Annotated in this window: 18 protein-coding genes and 1 other annotated feature; of the genes, 7 read left to right on the plus strand and 11 right to left on the minus strand. The window is 40.6% G+C overall.

The genetic code is table 11. From position 1 onward, the window contains the following. Nucleotides 1-128 precede the first annotated feature (128 nt). The 4 genes from NSU11_RS13760 to NSU11_RS13775 form a co-directional block, all read right to left on the minus strand. Entirely contained in the window at nt 129-1709 is a 1581-nt protein-coding gene (locus NSU11_RS13760) for an acyl--CoA ligase (RefSeq protein ID WP_205184259.1), read from the minus strand. 226 nt (nt 1710-1935) lie between these two features. Further along, nucleotides 1936-2148: an alpha/beta-type small acid-soluble spore protein gene (locus NSU11_RS13765; RefSeq protein WP_024424829.1), complete on the minus strand. Its 213-nt coding sequence runs from the start codon at nt 2146-2148 to the stop codon at nt 1936-1938. A gap of 89 nt (nt 2149-2237) precedes the next feature. Beyond that, nucleotides 2238-3443, minus strand: a complete 1206-nt coding sequence (gene thiI, locus NSU11_RS13770; RefSeq protein ID WP_342493634.1) for a tRNA uracil 4-sulfurtransferase ThiI — start codon at nt 3441-3443, stop codon at nt 2238-2240. A gap of 4 nt (nt 3444-3447) precedes the next feature. Continuing rightward, the gene (locus tag NSU11_RS13775; RefSeq protein WP_342493635.1) at nt 3448-4590 is read right to left on the minus strand and encodes a cysteine desulfurase family protein; all 1143 of its coding nucleotides are present in this window, start codon (nt 4588-4590) and stop codon (nt 3448-3450) included. A 186-nt stretch (nt 4591-4776) separates the two neighbouring features. Here NSU11_RS13775 and brnQ (NSU11_RS13780) point away from each other — a divergent pair, with 186 nt between their 5' ends. Next, on the plus strand, nt 4777-6117 hold the full coding sequence (brnQ, locus tag NSU11_RS13780; protein WP_101676762.1) for a branched-chain amino acid transport system II carrier protein: 1341 nt from the start codon (nt 4777-4779) through the stop codon (nt 6115-6117). Nucleotides 6118-6331: 214 nt separating this feature from the next. Further along, nucleotides 6332-7675, plus strand: coding sequence for a branched-chain amino acid transport system II carrier protein (gene brnQ, locus NSU11_RS13785; protein WP_034279555.1), 1344 nt, complete (start codon nt 6332-6334; stop codon nt 7673-7675). A 41-nt stretch (nt 7676-7716) separates the two neighbouring features. Here brnQ (NSU11_RS13785) and ezrA read toward each other — a convergent pair whose 3' ends face one another. After that, the gene (gene ezrA / locus NSU11_RS13790; RefSeq protein ID WP_025092280.1) at nt 7717-9420 is read right to left on the minus strand and encodes a septation ring formation regulator EzrA; all 1704 of its coding nucleotides are present in this window, start codon (nt 9418-9420) and stop codon (nt 7717-7719) included. A 341-nt stretch (nt 9421-9761) separates the two neighbouring features. On the opposite strand from ezrA, the gene hisJ reads away from it, so the two are divergent. Then, complete coding sequence (hisJ, locus tag NSU11_RS13795) at nt 9762-10577, plus strand: histidinol-phosphatase HisJ (protein WP_151862613.1); 816 nt, start codon at nt 9762-9764, stop codon at nt 10575-10577. Here the strand turns inward: hisJ and refZ are convergent. Continuing rightward, nucleotides 10547-11212, minus strand: a complete 666-nt coding sequence (gene refZ, locus NSU11_RS13800) for a forespore capture DNA-binding protein RefZ (protein WP_024426169.1) — start codon at nt 11210-11212, stop codon at nt 10547-10549. The two genes, hisJ and refZ, sit on opposite strands and share 31 nt — an antisense overlap. Before the next feature lie 126 nt (nt 11213-11338). Between refZ and NSU11_RS13805 the strand changes: the two genes are divergently transcribed. The 3 genes from NSU11_RS13805 to NSU11_RS13815 all read left to right on the plus strand — a co-directional run bounded on the left by NSU11_RS13805 (nt 11339) and on the right by NSU11_RS13815 (nt 13600). Then, nucleotides 11339-11836, plus strand: a complete 498-nt coding sequence (locus NSU11_RS13805; protein WP_024424837.1) for a GAF domain-containing protein — start codon at nt 11339-11341, stop codon at nt 11834-11836. Between the two features lie 303 nt (nt 11837-12139). Continuing rightward, nucleotides 12140-12742 (plus strand): 30S ribosomal protein S4, encoded by a 603-nt coding sequence (gene rpsD / locus NSU11_RS13810; RefSeq protein WP_024424838.1) that lies wholly within the window; start codon nt 12140-12142, stop codon nt 12740-12742. A 297-nt stretch (nt 12743-13039) separates the two neighbouring features. Beyond that, complete coding sequence (locus NSU11_RS13815) at nt 13040-13600, plus strand: hypothetical protein (protein ID WP_103132355.1); 561 nt, start codon at nt 13040-13042, stop codon at nt 13598-13600. 26 nt (nt 13601-13626) lie between these two features. On the opposite strand, the gene NSU11_RS13820 is transcribed toward NSU11_RS13815, so the two are convergent. The 3 genes from NSU11_RS13820 to NSU11_RS13830 form a co-directional block, all read right to left on the minus strand. Beyond that, entirely contained in the window at nt 13627-14193 is a 567-nt protein-coding gene (locus NSU11_RS13820) for a cysteine hydrolase family protein (protein WP_103132354.1), read from the minus strand. 388 nt (nt 14194-14581) lie between these two features. Next, the gene (locus NSU11_RS13825; RefSeq protein WP_024424843.1) at nt 14582-15130 is read right to left on the minus strand and encodes a hypothetical protein; all 549 of its coding nucleotides are present in this window, start codon (nt 15128-15130) and stop codon (nt 14582-14584) included. Nucleotides 15131-15526: 396 nt separating this feature from the next. Beyond that, the gene (locus NSU11_RS13830) at nt 15527-16168 is read right to left on the minus strand and encodes a triacylglycerol lipase (RefSeq protein ID WP_342493636.1); all 642 of its coding nucleotides are present in this window, start codon (nt 16166-16168) and stop codon (nt 15527-15529) included. Nucleotides 16169-16375: 207 nt separating this feature from the next. On the opposite strand from NSU11_RS13830, the gene NSU11_RS13835 reads away from it, so the two are divergent. Beyond that, on the plus strand, nt 16376-16732 hold the full coding sequence (locus NSU11_RS13835; RefSeq protein ID WP_048239107.1) for an antibiotic biosynthesis monooxygenase: 357 nt from the start codon (nt 16376-16378) through the stop codon (nt 16730-16732). An 87-nt stretch (nt 16733-16819) separates the two neighbouring features. Here the strand turns inward: NSU11_RS13835 and tyrS are convergent, their stop codons facing one another. Continuing rightward, on the minus strand, nt 16820-18088 hold the full coding sequence (tyrS, locus tag NSU11_RS13840) for a tyrosine--tRNA ligase (RefSeq protein ID WP_342493637.1): 1269 nt from the start codon (nt 18086-18088) through the stop codon (nt 16820-16822). A 52-nt stretch (nt 18089-18140) separates the two neighbouring features. Then, nucleotides 18141-18372, minus strand: a binding site (T-box leader). Nucleotides 18373-18431: 59 nt separating this feature from the next. After that, entirely contained in the window at nt 18432-20156 is a 1725-nt protein-coding gene (gene acsA / locus NSU11_RS13845; protein WP_025092287.1) for an acetate--CoA ligase, read from the minus strand. Nucleotides 20157-20283: the final 127 nt, after the last annotated feature.

Raw genomic sequence — 20283 nt, forward strand, 5'->3', positions numbered from 1 at the left:
TAACATTCTCCTTTTTCAGAAATTCCTACATATTTTAACACAAAGTATCCTGCCTGCTTTCAATGAATTTCATTTTCCATACAAAAAAAGCGCTGGATGTTTCCATCCAAACGCTTCTCACTTCTTTATTATTTACCTTTTCGTGCAAGCTCTCTTTCTCTCAGCTCTACACGGCGGATTTTCGCTGACGGAGTTTTTGGCAGTTCGTCAATGAATTCGATTTCTCTTGGGTATTTGTACGGTGCTGTTGTGTTTTTCACATGTGTTTGCAGCTCTTTGATCAATTCATCACTTTGCGCAGTTCCATCACGAAGGACGACGTATGCTTTGACGATTGATCCTCTGATTTCATCTGGGCTCGCCACAACTGCACATTCCTTCACTGCTGGATGCTTGATCAGTGCATCTTCTACTTCAAACGGTCCGATCGTATAGCCTGAGCTGACAATGATGTCATCTCTGCGGCTTTCAAACCAGAAGTACCCATCTTCGTCTTTTTTCGCGCGGTCACCCGTAATGAAGTAATTTCCTCGGCGCTGCGCCTTTGTACGCTCTTCGTCTTTATAGTATTCCTTAAATAAAGCCGGTGTTTCGAGATGGACCGCAATGTCTCCAATTTCTCCAGGTGCGCAGACGTTTCCGTCCTCATCAATGATATCTACTTCGTTGCCAGGGGTTGGTTTCCCCATACTGCCTGGCTTGATATCCATCCCTTTTAGCACCCCTACGAGCAGTGTGCTTTCTGTTTGGCCATAGCCGTCTCGTACTTCTATATCGAAATGCTTTTTGAATGTATCAATGACTTCACGGTTCAATGGCTCTCCCGCAGAAACAGCACTATGCAGCTTCGGCAGCGCGTACTGACTCAAATCATCTACTTTTGCCATAAAGCGATATTCTGTCGGTGTACAGCATAGGACATTGATTTCATTTTTTTGAAGCAGCTCTAAGTATGTATTTGGATTGAATTTTCCTCCATACACAAAGCCTTCTGCTCCACTTCCTAACACAGATAAGAGGGGGCTCCACACCCATTTTTGCCAGCCTGGTCCTGCTGTCGCCCATACTTTATCTCCTTCATTAATGGAGAGCCATGCTTTGGCAGCTGTGCGTAAATGTGCATACGCCCATCCGTGTGTATGAACAACCCCTTTTGGGTTCCCTGTTGTACCTGATGTATAGGATAAAAACGCCATGTCTGTGCGCTTTGTATCAGCCAATTCAAGTTCGTTTGATTGCTCTTCCTTTTGCGCTAGAATGTTTGTCCAGCCATGATCGTTTTCACCGATTGAGAATGTTTTAAAATCGTTTGGCTTTTTGGTTCCGTCGAACGATTGAATGAATGAAGAGTAAACGATCGCTCCCTTTGCTTCTGCATGTTCAATTCGGTAATCTAAATCTTTCGCACGCAGCATTTCAGAACAAGGAATCACGACCATTCCTGTTTTTAAAATCGCTAAATAAATGCTGTATGCCTCGAGCATGCGCGGCACCATCACAATGATTTTATCGCCTTTTTTGAAGCCTGCATTTAATAAAACATGTCCAATTTTATTTGCTTCTTCCACTAATGCTGCATATGTCACATGCGCTTCGTGGCCATTCCCGTCCTGCCAGTGCAGGGCCATTTTCTCCTTGTCATGACTGAACGCTTCAATCTCACTGACTAAGTTATATTGTTCTGGTGCAATTAAGTCTTCTCTTTTCATGGTACAGCTCCTTTTAGCCTCTTTCTTATGAAACGAAACATGTTTCAATTTACCTATTCTAACACTCATAACTGAAAAATGCTTGGATTAGGACCTACTCCTAGTATTATGCCATAATTTTTTAAATCCGTCTCCTTTTTTAAAAATATTCTAACTATTTATATGTACAAAAAGAAAAGAGCGGGAATGATCCCGCTCATAAGCCATAGCTTTTTAATTGTGTGTCTTAGAAAGATCCGCCACCCATATGTTGTTGAGCGTAAGATACAAGACGCTTAGTGATTTCTCCACCAACTGATCCGTTAGCGCGAGATGTTGTTTCTGCACCAAGGTTTACACCAAATTCAGAAGCGATTTCGTACTTCATTTGGTCGATAGCTTGTGCAGCGCCTGGTACTAGTAATTGGTTAGAACTGCTTTGTCTGTTTTGTTGAGCCATGTGTTCTCACCTCCTTGTGAATATAGAATGTGTAGAAACACATGACTTCATGCGATTGATTTTATGGTAATTATTATGAAATTTTCGTTTTAGAATAAATCAGCGAATTCGTCTGCCGCTTTCTTTTCATTTGTCACAATCATCGTTTCAATTTGCTCTACTGCCTCGTCCAGCATCGGCTCGAAATCAGCAAAGCTTTCGTAGCGTTCTACCTTCTCAAGCTTTGGTTTTGTTTTAGGGGACGGCGGCGTAAAGATCGTACAGCAATCCTCAAAAGGCTGAATGCTTGTATCGTATGTGCCAATTCTTCTTGCTTCATCAATAATGTCATTTTTATCGACAGCTATGAGCGGGCGGATGATTGGTGTATTGGTCACATGATTAATGGCATACATGCTTTCAAGTGTCTGACTTGCCACTTGACCAAGGCTTTCACCGGTAATAATCGCAAGGGCATCACGCTTTTCTCTTATTTTGTCAGCTATTTTCAGCATCATTCTTCTTGTTGATGTCATCGTATAGTTTTCAGGTACTTGTTTGTGGATCAGTTCTTGAATTTTTGTAAATGGTACAATGTGAAGCTTTACTTCGCCTCCATATGCTGCCAGGCATTCTGCAAGATCAATGACCTTTTGTTTTGCACGTTCACTTGTATACGGAGGGCTAAAGAAATGCACAGCTTCAATTTGAATTCCGCGTTTCATTGCTTGATAGCCGGCAACTGGGCTGTCAAAGCCGCCTGAAAGCATGAGCATTGCTCTTCCGCTAGAACCAACCGGCAGTCCGCCTGCACCTTTGACATCTTTAAATGTAATGTATGTTGCGTGCTCTCTGATTTCAATGCGTAAATGCACATCCGGCTGTTTCACATTGACCGTTAAGTTTTCCGTATTCCTTAGAACATGTCCGCCAATTTCGCGGTTCATTTCATTTGAATCAAGTTCAAATTGTTTATAAGAGCGTTTCGTTGAGACTTTAAATGTATTCCCCTGTTCATACACTTCCTGTACCGCTGTTAGTGCCGCATTTTTAATCGCATCTAGATTCGTTTCACATTTAACCGCAAGACTAAAACTCTGAATGCCAAATACACTTTTGAGCTGTTCTGAAATCAGATCAGGGTCTTCTCCGTTCAGCATAATCGTGATACGGTCTCTATCAGATGCATACTTTAATGCTTCAAAATCCTTTAAGACGTACCGAATGTGCTGTCTTAGTTTTTCAATGAATTTCTTTCTATTCTTCCCTTTTGTTGAGATCTCACCAAAACGGACTAAAATATGATCATATTTCATGCTGTTATCTCATTCCTTTTAATTTTTTCACACTTTGTGCGATCGATGTGATGATTTGCGGCGTTAGCTCTGGTCCTTGTCCATACGTCAAGCTGATTCTCATACTGCTTTTGGCTACTTCTTCTGGTTTTCCCATTGCCAGCAGTACACGGCTCGGCTCTTTTTTCTTGGCTGAGCAGGCAGAGGTTGTAGAAACATATATGCCTTCTTTTTCAAGCATATGGAGGAGGACTTCGATTTGAATACCCGGCACTGAAAAATTCACAATGTGCGGCGCACTTTGCTCCCTCGGTGTATTCATCACAATACCTTCTATCTCTCCAAGCTGTTTTTGCAGCTGCGTTTTTAAGTTCAGCATCTCATTATGATACTTGTCAAGCTGTTCAAATGATTGTTTCATGGCTTTTGCTAAGCTGACAGCTCCAGCAGGGTTTTCAGTACCTGAACGAAGCCCTAATTCCTGCTCTCCTCCAGTAATGAAAGGGGCGAGAGTAACATCTTTCTTTAAAAAGAGTGCTCCTGTGCCTTTTAATCCATGAATTTTATGGCCTGACATCGTCAAAAGGTCTACATCCAGCTGTTTATTGAGTACGACCTTGCACATTCCCTGCACCCCGTCGACATGAAAAAGTGCGTTTTCGGCATACTCACGAATGATACCAGCAGCCTCTTCAATCGGCTGGATAGCACCGGTTTCGTTATTGACGTGCATCATGCTGACAAGCACTGTATCAGGGCGAAGCACTTCTTTTAAATGAGTCATATCTGCATGGCCATGCTCATTTACTTGAATATAGGAGATGTCAAAGCCAAATAACGCCTTCAGCTGTTCAAACGATTCAATAACAGAAGGATGCTCTATTTCTGTGGTCACAATATGCTTGCCCCGGTTCATTTTGGCAAGTGCTGCTCCTTTAATGGCGATGTTATTCGCTTCTGTTGCACCAGACGTAAAAATAATCTCATATTGTTTCAAGCCCGTGTAGTGAAGCATTTGTTTTCTCGTTTCATTTAACAGCCGGCTTGCATCTATTCCGAGCTGATGAAGCGAAGATGGATTTCCAAAATAACGTTCACTCACTTGCTGATATACTTGTAAAACCTCAGGGTACGGTTTTGTGGTTGCACTATTATCAAGATACATCATTGCGAAACTCCTTATCCTCTTGCGTTTAACTAATATGATCCGAATTCCTTTTTTTTCAATATAAAGCGGTATATTGACAACCTCATCAATTCACTATATCATGCATAGTGCCATTGTCATATTTTTTCCTAAATTAACAGAATATTTAAACATGGCGGAAAAATAAAATAATAGGGGGATAACCTTATGAAAAATAAGTTAAGTCAAACAGACACATTAGCCATCGGCTTAATGTTGTTTGCACTCTTTTTCGGCGCAGGCAATATGATATTCCCTCCTGTACTTGGACAGTACGCAGGTGAAAACGTATGGCTTGCGATCGGTGGATTTTTACTGACCGGAGTTGGGCTTCCACTCTTAGGTGTCATCGCCGTTGCCCTGACAGGAACTGGTGCAAAGGGGCTTGCTGACAAAGCTCATCCTACATTCGGTACCATTTTCACTGTCATTTTATATTTATCCATTGGGCCTTTCTTTGCGATCCCTCGTACTGGAACGGTTTCTTATGAAATTGGGCTGGCGCCGTTTCTGTCTGAAGCGCAGTCTGAATCATGGATTCCATTATTCTTGTTTTCGATTGCTTTTTTCGGCATTACCTATGCTCTTGCTTTAAATCCATCGAAGCTTGTTGACCGAATCGGTAAAATTTTAACACCAATTTTACTCGCTGTCATTGCTTTAATTGTGATCAAAGCGATCGCGACACCAATGGGTGGAATTGGGAGTCCGCATCCAACTTATGAAGGAAGCCCGCTGTTTACCGGCTTTTTAGAAGGCTACAAAACGATGGATGCTCTTGCTTCAATCGTTTTCGGAATTGTCGTTGTCACGGCTGTGAAAGAGCGCGGTATGACAGAACGTAAATCGATTGCCGCAGCCTGTATTAAAGCTGGGCTTGTCGCAGCTGCTGGACTAGCTCTTGTGTACATATCACTCGCTTATGTCGGAGCATCAAGTCCTGAGGCAACAGGTATGGTCGGGGCAAATGAAGGTGGAAAACTCCTTTCGCTTGCGGCGAACTTTTTATTTGGTTCTGCTGGTAATATTGTGCTAGGGGCTGCGATTTTATTTGCCTGTTTGACCACAAGTATTGGCCTGGTTTCATCCTGCGGGGAATATTTTTCTTCACTATTTCCACGCTTTTCTTATCGCACTGTTGTTTTAGTTGTATCTTTATTCAGTACATTTGTGGCAAACCTTGGACTGGCACAAATTATTTCGCTCTCTGTTCCGGTTCTTGTTGCGATTTATCCGTTAGCCATCGTGATCATTCTCTTATCTTTTCTTGATCGCTGGATCAACGGAAGACGGATTATTTATATCGCTTCACTCATTTTTACAGGTATCTTTGCCGTCATCGACGGGTTAGTGGCAGCAAAGATTCCTCTTGGCGGTTTAAATGAAATTTTAGAAGCTACTGTTCCTTTATACAAACTTGGGATCGGCTGGGCTATCCCTGCCGTACTTGGAGCCATTATTGGTCTTCTTATTTCTTTGTTTACGAGCCCACCTAAACAGCCTGCTTAATCAAGCATCAATTCAAAAAACATCCCCTTCATAGGAGAAGGGGATGTTTTTGATTGTTCTTCATATACTAAAATAGAAAAATTCATGACTTTTGTATGAAAACACATGTTGACATCAGGCGTACATCCTTTATAATTAGTGAATGTTAATGATGAACCGTTTTAGCAGCTAATTAACAGAATATTTCAACATAATATTGGAGGCTTTATATTCAATGAAGGCAACATTGTCGACGAAAGATACGATTATTATAGGTTTTATGTTATTTGCTTTATTCTTCGGCGCCGGAAATATGATTTATCCGCCAGAGCTTGGGCAATATGCCGGAACAAATGTCTGGAAAGCAATGGGCGGATTTTTATTAACAGGTGTCGGTTTACCTCTACTCGGGATTATTGCGATTGCTTTAACAGGGCGTGATGCAAAAGGACTTGCAGATAAGGCTCACCCAGTGTTTGGAACAGCATTCACCGTCATTTTATATTTATCCATTGGGCCGCTTTTCGCTATTCCGCGTACAGGAACAGTTTCGTATGAGATTGGGGCATTACCATTTTTATCAAGTGTGCCAGCTTGGCTGTCCCTTCTTTTATTTACACTCGTCTTTTTCGGTATTACGTATTATCTTGCTTTAAATCCAACGAAAATCGTGGATCGTGTAGGGAAAATATTAACACCGATTAAATTTACGATCATTTTTATTATCATTGTCAAAGCCATTTTGACACCGATGGGCGTCATTGGTACACCAGATGTATCTTATAGCAACGGATCGTTTTTCAAAGGATTTTTAGAGGGCTATAAAACGATGGATGCTCTTGCTTCTATTGTATTTGGAATTGTTGTCATCAACGCGATTAAAGGACGCGGTGTGACAAGTAAAAAGGCACTGGCTTCTGCTTGTATCAAAGCGGGTTTGATTGCAGCTGCTGGATTAACCTTCGTTTACCTGTCACTTGCGTATCTGGGTGCTTCTAGTACACATGCCATTGGATTCGTTGGAGATGGAAGCAAAATCTTAGCTCAGTCTTCTCAGTTCCTTTTCGGCAGTCTAGGAAATATTGTGTTAGGAGCTGCCATCACAGTCGCTTGTTTAACAACAAGTATCGGTCTTGTCACATCATGCGGAGAGTATTTCTCAAAGTTACTTCCTAAGCTTTCTTATAAAATGGTCGTGACACTTGTTACATTGTTTAGTTTCATTATTTCTAACTTTGGACTTGCTCATATTGTTGCTTTCTCTGTTCCAGTCTTAACAGCGATTTATCCGCTGGCGATTGTGATCATCGTTTTATCACTTGCTGATAAATGGCTTGGACATAGAAGACCTGTATATGTCCTCTCGTTAATTTTGACAGGGTGCGTGAGCTTATTTGACGGCTTAGCAGCAGCAAAGCTTCCAATCGGTCCAGTAAAAGACATTTTCCAAACAGTGCTGCCTTTTTATGACCTTGGCATTGGCTGGCTTGTCCCTGCGATACTTGGAGTCGCCATTGGGTTCGTGATCTCCCTTTTCACTTCTTCTGCTTCAGAAGAACGTCAGAAGCAGGCATCATAATACAAAAAAAGCTGAAGTCCTATCAATGGACTTCAGCTTTTTTATTGATGCTGATATTCTTTTTCGTGCTGAGCTAATAGCTTCTGAACGGCTCCAGGTGATGCTTTTTCAACAGCTGATGCTGCTACATCAAATGAACCGTTATAATCATACGCATAAAATCTTCGCTCTGCCTCTTTTAATTGTTCTGAAAGAATATGATTTTGGCTTCTAAAACGATTGCCATATTGAATGATTCGTTCAATTTGATCCACTTTTGTGAGCATTTCTTCCGTCTCATTCACAACATGTCTCACTGTGTCAGAGGCTTCTTTTAATTGCCCATTCACAGCTGGCATGTTGAGCGGCAGGTTCTCCAGCTGCTCGTGCACTTGCTGAATCATCTCCTGCGCTTTTTCAGCCTGCTCTTTCATGTCAGCAGGTACACCTGGAATATTGCTTTTTTGCAGCTGACGCACTGTATCTGTCAGCATCGTTTTGAGCTCAGCCAGTGTTTCTCTCGCTTGCAGCTCTTCTTTTCTTAATGATTGAAGATGATCCTTAAATGTATCATGCAATGCTTTTGCATCATCGATAAAGGTCTCAAGCTGATTGATTTCATTCATTAATAGGGAATATGCGACATGATCACGATCAAGCTTCTCGCGAATTTGTTTCATGAGCTTTTCAATTTCTTCTAAGCGTTTTTCGAACGCCTTCTGCTGATCAAGCTCTCCGGCTGTCAGTTTGTAGCTTTCTTTTACAAGAGCTGTTTCTGCCTTTGTTTGGGTGTGATCCTGCTCTAGCTTTTCAAACGCTTCCGTCAGCTCAGGCATTTTGCTTTTGATTTCCTGACCTGCTTCTACTTCCGCTTCCAGCTGATCATACAGCGTCTGAATGGCATCATCAATCATTTGGAGAATGCTTGATGCCTCATCCAGATTGAGTTCATCAATCAGCAGTTTTTCCGCACGGGTCAGCTGTTTGTTTAAATTCTCAAGCTCTTTAGTGATCTGGATGTGCTCGAGCTTGTAGCCTTTGTCTGTCATTTCTTTATATCCGTCTTTCAGCTTCGTCAGCTGGCCTGGTACGGTTTGTTTGCAGTCTGCAATGAGCTTCGGTACATCATTGATATACAGCTGAAGCTGATCGAGTCTGCGGTCTTGCTCAAGCAAAATCTTTCTTGCTTTCATATAGTTGCCGTTTTCTGTCTCTTCCTCGTACTGCTTGATCCCTTCCCAGGCTTCATCTAAATCCTGCTCCATTTTGTCATAAAGGGTGCCATATAAATGGCTGTACGCAAGCAGATTTTTTCGAACTGTTTGATATTGTTCTTTGACCTTTTCAATGTCCTTGCGATTCTGCTCCTCGCTTGTGACAAGGTCTGCAATCTCTTTTAAAATGTCTTCAATGTTCGAATCAGCAGCACTCAGCAAGTCCTCAATGTGCGTAAGAACCTGCTTGGCTTTGGAGAATCGATATTTATCAGAATACTCTTCTGCATCATATAATAGCTCCTCTACCTTTGGAAGATGGGCTGTGACGATATCGTCCCACTCTGCACGCCATCTTTCAAAAAATTGCTCTGTTTCTCCGGTCATTTTTAAATGTTTGATCTTTGAAATTTCTTCTACAATTGATCTGTTTAAAATTTCAATTTTCCATGCTTCCAATCGGTCAATCTCTTTATATATATTTTTTCGCAGGAAATAACCGACTGAAAACAAAGCAAGCAAAATGACAATTAAACCGATGATTAACTCCATAATGAGCCCCCTTGTTGTGATCTAAGTGATGTCAGGGTAAAAGTGTCCCGAGTAGACCTGAGAACCCTTTCGTGTCCGCTTTGCATTTGTTTTTTTATAAGCAGGATCGTATGTTTTCCAATACCATCCATTCACGGTTTTATGTATGTTTTTTCAAGAAAGTATTTGTGCGCTTTCTATCATTTGATCACACGTATCAATGTGACCTGCTTTTATGTATGCGGAAGCTGTCGTTTTCATTGTTATTATGATACCATGTAACCAGCATTTTTGGTCATGATTTTTCATTATTTTCGCTGATAAACATCACGTTTTTCAAAATATCGACAAGAGGTGACGACATGCTGAAACAAGATGCACATCTACATACACCGTTTTGCCCGCACGGCTCGCTTGATCCTTTTCATTCTTATATTGAAAAAGCCATCAAAAAGGGATTTGATTCCATAACCTTTACCGAGCATGCCCCGCTGCCTCCATCGTTTCAAGATCCAACACCTGAGCAGGATAGTGCCATGAAGCTCCAAGACCTTGAAGCGTATATCACGAAACTGGCTCAGCTGAAACACGAATACAAAGGACAATTAATAGTAAAAACTGGACTTGAGGTTGACTTTATCAAAGAGTATGAAGAGGAAACAAGAACCTTTTTAGACTGCTACGGTCCAGAACTAGACGACGCCATTTTATCTGTTCACTTTCTTCCTGCTGGCGATGATTATATTTGCCTTGATTTTGACGAGCATGCCTTCCAGCAGCTAATAAGCATCTATGGCAGCATCGAACAGGTCTATCAAAGCTACTATGACCAAATTCATTCTTCTATTCTATCATCTTTAGGCCAATATAAGCCAAAGAGAATCGGTCATATCACCCTTGTCCAGAAATTCAAACAGCTTTTTCCATATGAAATGTCACCTGAACTTTGTCAAAAGGTCACCCTTTGCCTTGAAGAAACGGCAAAAAAAGGCATGTCCTTAGATTTTAATACATCAGGTCTTCGTAAAACATATGCCAGAAGTATCTATTTAGATCAATGGATGATTGACCTTGCAAAAAAGAAAAAAATTCCGCTCATATTCGGCTCTGATGCCCATCAAGCGGAAGATCTCGGATATGCGTATGATCAATTCGAGGACATCATGAGGTTTAGATGAGAATCTAGTGCCGGCTCTTTTGGTTCTAACAGATAATGAAGCGAGCGGCTCAGCTCCTTAAAGTACATTTGATAGAAATACGGCTCACTTGGGTTCAAATAAAGCACCTCTGTTAAATATTGCGGCTGTAAATATGGCATCATGAGAAGTGATTTTAGCTGAATCATAAAGGATGCGAGTGACAGCTGCTCACAAATTACATGGGTGCTTTTTCCTTTTTCAATGATAAGCTGAAACAAATACTTTTCTTTTGTTAAATATGTCGACATGATTTCTCTGATGAGTGTCGAATCAATTGTCACCTCCCGATAAACGAAACGGGTTAATTGACGGTGCTTGTGCTGATAAGATAAAATATCAAAAACCACATGTAGTAAGCATTCTTTTGCATGACGGGTTTCCATGTGATGGAGATGTGATTCAATCATGTGAATGTAGCCTTCATAAAAATCGGATACGAGCTGCTCAAGCAGCCCTCCTTTTCCTTGAAAGTAATAAGAAATGTGGGCAACGTTGACGTTTGCTTCCTTCGCAATCTCACGGACAGAGGTTCCAGAAAATCCTTTTTGGTTAAAAAGTCTGATGGCAGCATCCATAATACGATCTTTTGTCTGCACGGTTGTTGATGTTTTCATCCGCTCACCCCTCTTCATGTGTACATACTTCAAGATGAAGGCGGAAGTTCCTTTTACAATTGCTCGACAAATCCCACATGCGAGACGCAAGTTATGTATTTTTAAGATAGAAAGTAGGAGATTTTCATGTTTCATGTCGAAAAACAGTCTGGCGATCCTTCAAAAGACTATCAATTGCTTGTCAAACAGGTTGAAGCCATTACAGATGGTGAACCTGATCTGATTGCCAACTTGGCAAATGCAGCTGCGCTACTCTATCACTCACTTCCTGAAGTCAATTGGGCAGGCTTTTATTTAGCAAAGGGCGGCGAGCTTGTGCTTGGACCATTTAACGGACTGCCTGCATGTGTGCGCATCCCTTCTGGAAAAGGCGTTTGCGGTACAGCCTTTGCGACAGGTGAAGTGCAGCGTATCGCTGATGTCCATGCATTCCCTGGACATATTGCCTGTGATGCCGCATCGCAATCTGAAATAGTCATTCCGCTCAAGGTCAATGGACAGATCATTGGAGTGCTCGATATTGACAGCCCTGTGAAAGACCGCTTCAGTGAAGTAGATGAGACCTATCTTATTCAATTTACAGACATTCTCCAACAGGCGTTATCTGTCTCTACGGATGCGTAATCATTTTGAAAAAGCAGACACATTGTCTGCTTTTTTATGTTTCTTTATATAATGGAGAACGTCACCTCTGCCTCTAAATAGGTTGACTTCTCCTACCCAGCGTCATATAATAGAGTTTGTGTGAAATATGGCAGCCTTTTTGTTCGGCTTTTTTGTATCATTTTGTTCCTTCTATATTATGAAGGTGCATCTTGTAACTCCCTGCTGCTGGAGCGAGGATGCATGAAAACATAATGACGAAAAAGAGGAAGAACAGACGGTTTTTATTTTTCACAAATAAAAACAATAAGGAGGAGTCACATTATGGCTCGCTATACAGGTCCAAGTTGGAAGATTTCCCGCCGTTTAGGCATTTCATTAAGCGGAACAGGTAAGGAACTTGAAAAACGCCCTTACGCTCCAGGCCCACATGGTCCAGGACAACGCAAAAAACTATCTGAATACGGTTTACAATTACAAGAGAAGCAAAAGCTTCGTCACATGTACGGTGTCAACGAACGTCAATTCCGTACACTATATGACAAAGCTGCTAAACTTCCTGGTAAACAAGGTGAAAACTTCATGATCCTTCTTGAAACTCGCCTTGACAACCTAGTATACCGTCTTGGCCTTGCTCGTACTCGCCGCCAAGCTCGTCAGCTAGTAAACCATGGTCACATCCTTGTTGATGGAAGCCGTGTAGACATCCCATCTTTCTCTGTGAAACCAGGTCAAACGATTGCTCTTCGTGAGAAATCTCAAAACCTTGCAGTAGTGAAAGAATCAGTTGAAGTAAACAACTTCGTTCCTGAATACCTTTCTTTCGATGCTGAAAAGCTTGAAGGAACTTTCACTCGTCTTCCAGAGCGTTCTGAATTAGCGCCTGAAATCAGCGAACAACTAATCGTTGAGTTCTACTCTCGTTAATTTCATTACTTCTCTAAGAGAGAGCAAAAAAACCCTAGATCCCTTGATTGTTCAAGGATTTCTAGGGTTTTTTTGTATGTTCTCAATTATACATGAAATCATTTGAAGTCATCTTCCATTTTCAACACTTATTTTCCCCGGCTGCCTGCTCCATTCTTACTTCGATCAAACCTGTCTTGATTTTTAAATACAAATATAGGAAATAATTCATTGAATTGCCTATTTCCTATTGGTACAATAATGATGAATGACATATCAGTCGTATGGTCTTCTATAGTACTTAGATGGAGGAGTTCCATGTTTAGTATCATAATCATTCTATTCTTACTTTTAATCTTATCAGTGATCGCCTATTCTCTTTTAAGAAAAAAACAGGTTATCGATGAGCCGCCCAATAGATTTGCTGCATGTCTGTTTATCTTCCTGCTCTTTTTTTCTATCTGCTTTGTGATCGCGGTTCCATGTGTATTGCTATACATCGCCGTTTTAGGCGTGAATTTTCTTTTTGGAGAAACCATCACGTATGATTCGTTTTTTTCTTTGATCTCTTTCTCTTTGTTCGTGAGTATTATCATCGTTTTTTGGTCACCTTTCCTTCTATTCATAGGCAAAGGACTGGCTTATCTCCTTAAACTTCCTTTATGGCTCATTTATACTTTGGAATGGGTGAGTTCTTGGATCGTTTCACATCTCTCTATCAAGTATGTCCTTTACTTAAACTTAATGAATGTATCGATAGAGGATGACGGCCTATTGATTTTATCATTCTTTCTCAGTTTTTTATTTATTGAGATTGATCTCGTTTACTCACGTATGAAACAACGAAAACAATCGCTTAATACGCAAAAAAGCTCCTAGATATCTTTCTAGGAGCTTTCAATCGTTCATTCTTGACTTGTCCATTTTGTGATAAGCTGCTCTGTTGTCATAACAGTCGCAAATTCATCATGCAGGGTTGCAAGTGAAAGCCGGTGGATCGTTTCTGGGTCAAAATATGTACCGTTTTGATCTGTTAGTCCAAAGGCGGCTGTTGCATCTGAGATCAAGTACGTATCAAAGCCAAGATTTCCGCTCATTCTTGTGGTCGTTGATACGCAGTGAGGCGTTGTGAGTCCTGCAATTACGACCGTGTCAATCTGGTTGGATCTTAGATGTTCCTCTAAGTTAGTACCAATAAAGCTGCTGTTGACTTTCTTTTGTATTACTGTTTCTCCCTCTAGCGGGTTAGCCATATCTTTGAAAAGGTGCCCTTCATTTGCCGGATGAAATACAGAGTTCGGTTTGTCGGATGTATGCTGAATATGAATCACTTTCCAGCCTTTCTCTCGCCAAAACGTCAATAGCCGGCTGATATTTTCCTCTGCCTCTAGGTTATTGCGTTCTCCCCACTTTTCATGCTCGAACGCTTTTTGTACATCTACAATGATGAAAGCCTTTTGATTCGTTTTCACAAACGCCCACCTCCGAATATTCACATTCACTACATGTAGTGTAAGGAATAGCGGACGTTTTGTACATGTTTTTATTAAATTGAAAAAAGAACCTAGAAGTCATTTGCAGACTTACCAGCTTCTTTTTCAATGAATTTAATTTATTCTATTAGCATCTTTAAATTTGGAACGAAGTAAAAAAACAAAAAATACACTGACAATTATATAATATATTCCAATGATTGATGTACTGTTAGAAAAAACATCAAATAGTTTATCTGATTTGACCATAAACATCCATATGAAATAGATGATGAAAAAAGATAAAGGAAAATAAAGGAAATAACCTAAGAAATATAACTTTAGTTTTTGCATCATTGTCTTCCTCCTATTATATTAAGCCGGTTAATTATGCCCATGGACCTCTTCCCTCCATGCATTTAGCTGAATACCAAGTAAGGAAGGCTACTAAACCGATAACATTTCCCCCAATGCCAATCTTCAATAAAAGCTTAGCAGCTTCTTTATAAGCCTTCTTTTCAAGATAGCTCCAAAGACCACCAGTTAAAGCCACTTCTATCATTGCCACCCCAAAATGATCCTTTAATGAATCAATCATACAATCGCCCCAAGTTCCTTTAGCATCCTGAGTTTTTAAATCTGAAGACTTTTCTAATTGAATTCCACTTTGTTTTATTTCATTTTCTAAGATTGTAAATTCTTTTGTATCTCCAAATCTCTCTCTTAATTTTTCAAAATTAAAGCCAACCAACTGATTATTTTGATCATATATACTAGCTGTCTCCATTAAAAATTTTAAATCTTTAGCCAGTAAATTCACACTTTCTTCATTAGAGTTTGATTTGGCAGCTGCGATTGGTGAAGCAATAACGGAAAAACCCAAAAATAATGCTATCATAATAAAAGTTGTTTTTTTAAAGAATAATTTGTTTCTCATTATATCCCCCTTGAAATGCAATATTTAAAAATCTATATGTAATCTAAAGAGTGAACTTCTTAGATGAAACATTCGCTTCCCCCCTAACATCTACATACTATAACATCCTTTTCCATTCATTTATTGAGATAAAAGTTTTATTCTATAATGTATTATTTTCATATTTATATGCTCATACTAAAATTAAACCAATCAGCAAGTATAGAGCACCTCGTACATATTATTTATTAAACATACTAGTTATTAATCACTAGTCAAAACAACTACTATTATAATGATATTGTTATTACAAAGCGGGACTTTAATCTCCCTCTAGATTCATATTAAATATAAAAAACAATCTTTTTTCACCGTTAACAAAAAAAAGACAGCATATGCCGCTGTCTTTTCGTTTTTTTAATTCGTATTCTGTCCTCCGCCGTTCAGTCCTTCTTTAATGTAGCCTTTCACTTTGCTTGAGGTTAATAGACCGATATGGCCAACGCCATGGATCAGAACGTTTCTTGCGCCAATTAAACGAGAGAGGCTGTTGACGACGATGAGATCAGCTGAGCTGTAGACAGATGTGTAAAGAATTTTTTGATTTGGATCTGTGCCTGGTAATGCTCTGCTTGAAACGAGTCCGTTTGCTCCACCAATTGTGACAACGTTTTCAATTTTATCGCCGCCATCTAGATTCTTAATATAGTATAATGTGTTCGCTCCGCCCATACTATGAGCCACAATATCTACTTTTTTGGCACCCGTTTTGTCTAACACATCTTTGACGAATCTGGATAGACGCGGACCATTGTTGCGGTTATTTCCTGTTTTGTCTATGAAATCGATAGCATACAATTGGTTTCGATCCCAGCCTTGTGTGGCCAAATAACTTTTAATAGAAAAAAAGTTATAAGAGGCACCGCCAATGCCGTGTACCATCACAACCGGATTATGCTCAGCCGCCTTCACCTCTTTCGGCTGGATAAAAGCCATTGAACCAATCACCAATGCAAGCGCAATGAGAATTTGCAAACTCCTTTTCTTAACAAACATCACTTTCATTCCCCCTTATTCATCTTATACGACTCTATTTTATACAAGAAAAATATGTCAGAAAAGTGAACAAGGTAATGTTTATGAGATGATTTTACAAAAATATAAATAATCAAAAAGCACCTTGGACTTTTTTAAATTCAAACAAAAAGACTACGAGACCTTCTTTCTTTCATATATAATATCAATAGACTAAGGAGGTTCTACTAGATGCTATTTACTCAAACACCTGCACCACCCTATTATGCCGTGATTTTCACATCAAAACGAACAAATGTCGAACAGAAACAATACGATGCGGCTGCTCAAAAAATGGAAGAATTAGCGAAGGATCTAGACGGATTTCTTGGAATAGAAAGTGTACGAGATGAACATGGTGTTGGAATCACTGTCTCTTACTGGGATTCATTAGCAGCCATCAAAGAATGGAAAGCACATACAGCACATCAGCGTGTTCAAAAAAAGGGGAAAAAAGATTGGTATGAATCCTATACAACCCGAATTTGTAAGGTAGAACATGCTTATACAAACAAAGATTCACTCCTTGAACAAGAAGCAGACGAATGAGCTACTTCTACATAAAAAAGAAAAACACCTCAATGTATACGAACATTTTGAGGTGCTTTTCCATGATGTTTACTGTTTCATAAAGATTTATTTATACGTTACGAGGAAGTATTTCTTTTTCCCTCTTCTTAAAACGGTAAATTGGTTTTCAATTCGGTCGTCAGCGGAAAGAACATAATCTTTATCTGTTTGTCTTTCTCCGTTGATGGAGACAGCACCATTTGTGATATCTTCACGTGCTTGACGCTTTGATGGAGACAGCTTTGATTCCACAAGGATATCGACTAGTGTTAATTCTTCTGTGCTGCTTTTCTCCATTGATGGAACATCCTTAAAGCCTACTTTCACTTCTTCAGCTGTAAGAGATTTGATCTCACCTTTAAATAGCGCATTTGAGATGTTAACAGCCTGTTCTAGTGATTCACGGCCATGTACAAGTGTTGTCACTTCCTCTGCTAGACGGCGCTGCGCTTCACGCTTTTCAGGTGCTGTTTGCACTTTTTCTTCGTACGATGCGATCTCTTCTTTTGATAAGAACGTAAAGTATTTTAAGTATTTCACGGCATCACGGTCATCTGTGTTAATCCAGAATTGGTAGAACTCGTATGGAGACGTTTTTTCTTTATCTAACCAGATGGCGCCGCCTTCTGTTTTACCAAACTTTGTGCCGTCTGCTTTTGTGACAAGCGGCATCGTCAGACCAAATGCTTTTGCCCCTTCTGCTTCAGACTTACGGATCAGCTCAAGTCCAGATGTGATATTTCCCCACTGGTCACTTCCGCCGATTTGCAGCTTACAATTTTCATTTCTGTAAAGATTTAAGAAGTCTAAAGACTGAAGGATAACGTAGCTGAATTCTGTGTAAGAAATCCCTGTTTCGATACGTGAGCTCACGATATCTTTTGCCAGCATGAAGTTTACACCAAAGTTCTTTCCAACATCACGAAGGAACGTGATGACATTCATTTGGCTGATCCAGTCGTAGTTATTCACGATAACGGCTGGATTCTCCCCTGCTTCAAAATCAAGAAATTGAGACAGCTGTCCTTTGATTTTTTCTGACCACTGTTCGACGATTTCTGCTGGGTTGAGTGAACGTTCTGCTTTTTTGAAGCTAGGGTCGCCGATTAGTCCAGTTGCGCCGCCAACAAGAGCAATCGGATGATGACCTGCTTCTTGGAATCTGCGTAATGTTAAAATTGGCAATAGATGACCAATGTGTAAGCTGTCAGCTGTCGGATCAAAGCCGGAGTATAGTTTGATTTTTTCTTCTGCTAATAATTTTGTTAAACCTTCTTCATCTGTTTGCTGCTGAATTAATCCTCTGAACGATAGCTCTTCCATCAATTGACTCATTTTCAAATCTCCTTTTTTTACAATTCAACAAAAAAACGCCCCTTCGAATGAACGAAGGGACGATATATATCGCGGTACCACCCTGCTTAAAAGACAAAAAATCTCGTCTTTTCACTTACACTGATAACGGACAGATCCGTTCTTTCACTAATCAGGGCATGCTCCTTTTCGTAAAAGCGGTTCGTGAGGGTAATTCGAATATCTCTTTGTACTGACTCGCACCAGCCGTCAGCTCTCTTCAACAGGGAAAGATCATTCTACTGAATCTCAGTCAAAACCTTTTCATATTCAACTAATGTCATTTTTAACACACTTTTGATATCAAGTCAACTGATGAAAAAATTTAATCTTCCATTGTCGAAAGGTCGCCAGCAGGTAAATTCAGCTCCCACGCCTTTAGCACACGTCTCATAATTTTTCCGCTTCTCGTTTTCGGCAGTTTGTCTTTGAACTCAATTTCTCGCGGTGCCGCATGTGCTGCGAGTCCTTTTTTCACAAATGTACGAATCTCTTCTTTCAGCTCATCTGTCGGCTCATATCCGCTTCTAAGCGCTATAAATGCTTTAATAATTTCACCGCGGACCGGATCTGGCTTTCCAATGACACCAGCCTCCGCAATAGCTGGATGTTCGACCAGTTTACTTTCCACCTCAAATGGACCGACCCGCTCTCCTGACGTCATGATGACATCATCGACACGTCCCTGGAACCAAAAGTATCCGTCTTCGTCCATATAAGCTGAATCTCCTGAAACATACCAATCTCCCGGCATAAAGTAAGATTCATATTTTTCAGGATTGTTCCAGATCGTATGCATCATAGAAGGCCAGCCTTTTTTAATCGCAAGGTTGCCCATCCGGTATGGCGGAAGTTCATTTCCTGCATTATCAACAATCGCCGCTTCTACGCCTGGAATCGGTTTTCCCATCGAGCCTGGCTTGATGTCCATGCATGGATAATTACAAATCAGCTGTGCACCCGTTTCTGTCATCCACCAAGTGTCGTGAATTCTCTTGCCAAAAACAGCATCTCCCCAGCGGATGACTTCTGGATTAAGCGGCTCTCCCACACTTAAAACATGGCGGAGCGAGCTGAGGTCATATTTTTGAATGAGATCATCCCCTGCCCCCATGAGCATTCTAAAGGCGGTCGGGGCACTGTACCAAACAGTTACACCGAGTGATTCAATGGTTTCATACCACGTATCAGGATTAAACCGGCCGCCTAAAATCACATTCGTCGCCCCATTTAACCACGGTGAAAAAATACCGTACACTGTGCCTGTAACCCAGCCTGGATCAGCTGTACACCAGTAAACGTCATCCTCTTTCAAGTCAAGCACCCATTTACCAGTCTGGCCTTGCTGGACCATTGCACCATGGACATGAAGCACTCCTTTTGGCGTACCAGTAGATCCTGATGTGTAATGAAGCAGGAAGCCGTCTTTTTCATCCATCCATTCAATCTCAAGCTCCTTTGCTGCCTCCTCAAACGCCTTTTCATAGTGAATTGTCCGCACACCATCGACGTCTTCGTTTTCACCGCCGACAATGATGACAGATTCAAGCTTCGGAAGCTCTGCAAATGGAATTCGCTCAAGCAGATCAGGTGTTGTCACGATCACCTTTGCCTCGCTATTCTCTAAACGGTCTTTGACAGCACCTTCCATAAATGCCTCAAATAACGGGCCAACGATTGCTCCAATTTTAACCGCACCAAGCAGAAGAAAATAGAGCTCAGGTGATCTTGGCATAAAGATAAACACGCGATCCCCTTTTTCTACATGTGCCTTTTCTCTGAATAGATTTCCCGCTTTATTTGTGTTGATTTTCATATCCCTGAACGTATACTTTTCATCCCGCTGTGAATCTTTGTAGTGAAGCGCCACCTTGTTCTGACGAAACGAGTCCGCATGTCTGTCAATCGCTTCATAGGCTGCATTTATTTTTCCTGTTTCATACCAGGAGAAGTTTTTTCTAGCTTCCTCCCATGAAAAATCTTTGTATGCCTGCTCATAATCATTTAAATGATAATCCCCTTTTACTGATGGTAGCGTTTCCAATTTCATCAAACAGTCCCCCTTTGCATACGTTTACAATGACCATTATAGTATAGATGACTTTTTTTCTCAATTTTTAAAAAACTTCTGATGAAACCGTTTTAATTATTGCAAGATTTAAGATAGAATAGAGACG

Origin of the sequence: Bacillus sp. FSL R5-0712, assembly GCF_038593285.1 — a bacterium.
GTDB classification, from domain to species: Bacteria; Bacillota; Bacilli; order Bacillales; family Bacillaceae; genus Bacillus; species Bacillus safensis.

Excerpts from the sequence above, each read along its gene's own strand:
- NSU11_RS13815 (WP_103132355.1), top strand. The coding sequence starts at position 13,040 with ATGTTTAGTATCATAATCATTCTATTCTTACTTTTAATCTTATCAGTG.
- tyrS (WP_342493637.1), bottom strand. The coding sequence starts at position 18,088 with ATGAGTCAATTGATGGAAGAGCTATCGTTCAGAGGATTAATTCAGCAG.
- NSU11_RS13805 (WP_024424837.1), top strand. The coding sequence starts at position 11,339 with ATGTTTCATGTCGAAAAACAGTCTGGCGATCCTTCAAAAGACTATCAA.
- brnQ (WP_034279555.1), top strand. The coding sequence starts at position 6,332 with ATGAAGGCAACATTGTCGACGAAAGATACGATTATTATAGGTTTTATG.
- thiI (WP_342493634.1), bottom strand. The coding sequence starts at position 3,443 with ATGAAATATGATCATATTTTAGTCCGTTTTGGTGAGATCTCAACAAAA.
- NSU11_RS13775 (WP_342493635.1), bottom strand. The coding sequence starts at position 4,590 with ATGATGTATCTTGATAATAGTGCAACCACAAAACCGTACCCTGAGGTT.
- acsA (WP_025092287.1), bottom strand. The coding sequence starts at position 20,156 with ATGAAATTGGAAACGCTACCATCAGTAAAAGGGGATTATCATTTAAAT.
- ezrA (WP_025092280.1), bottom strand. The coding sequence starts at position 9,420 with ATGGAGTTAATCATCGGTTTAATTGTCATTTTGCTTGCTTTGTTTTCA.
- NSU11_RS13765 (WP_024424829.1), bottom strand. The coding sequence starts at position 2,148 with ATGGCTCAACAAAACAGACAAAGCAGTTCTAACCAATTACTAGTACCA.
- brnQ (WP_101676762.1), top strand. The coding sequence starts at position 4,777 with ATGAAAAATAAGTTAAGTCAAACAGACACATTAGCCATCGGCTTAATG.
- hisJ (WP_151862613.1), top strand. The coding sequence starts at position 9,762 with ATGCTGAAACAAGATGCACATCTACATACACCGTTTTGCCCGCACGGC.
- refZ (WP_024426169.1), bottom strand. The coding sequence starts at position 11,212 with ATGAAAACATCAACAACCGTGCAGACAAAAGATCGTATTATGGATGCT.
- NSU11_RS13825 (WP_024424843.1), bottom strand. The coding sequence starts at position 15,130 with ATGAGAAACAAATTATTCTTTAAAAAAACAACTTTTATTATGATAGCA.
- NSU11_RS13835 (WP_048239107.1), top strand. The coding sequence starts at position 16,376 with ATGCTATTTACTCAAACACCTGCACCACCCTATTATGCCGTGATTTTC.
- NSU11_RS13760 (WP_205184259.1), bottom strand. The coding sequence starts at position 1,709 with ATGAAAAGAGAAGACTTAATTGCACCAGAACAATATAACTTAGTCAGT.
- rpsD (WP_024424838.1), top strand. The coding sequence starts at position 12,140 with ATGGCTCGCTATACAGGTCCAAGTTGGAAGATTTCCCGCCGTTTAGGC.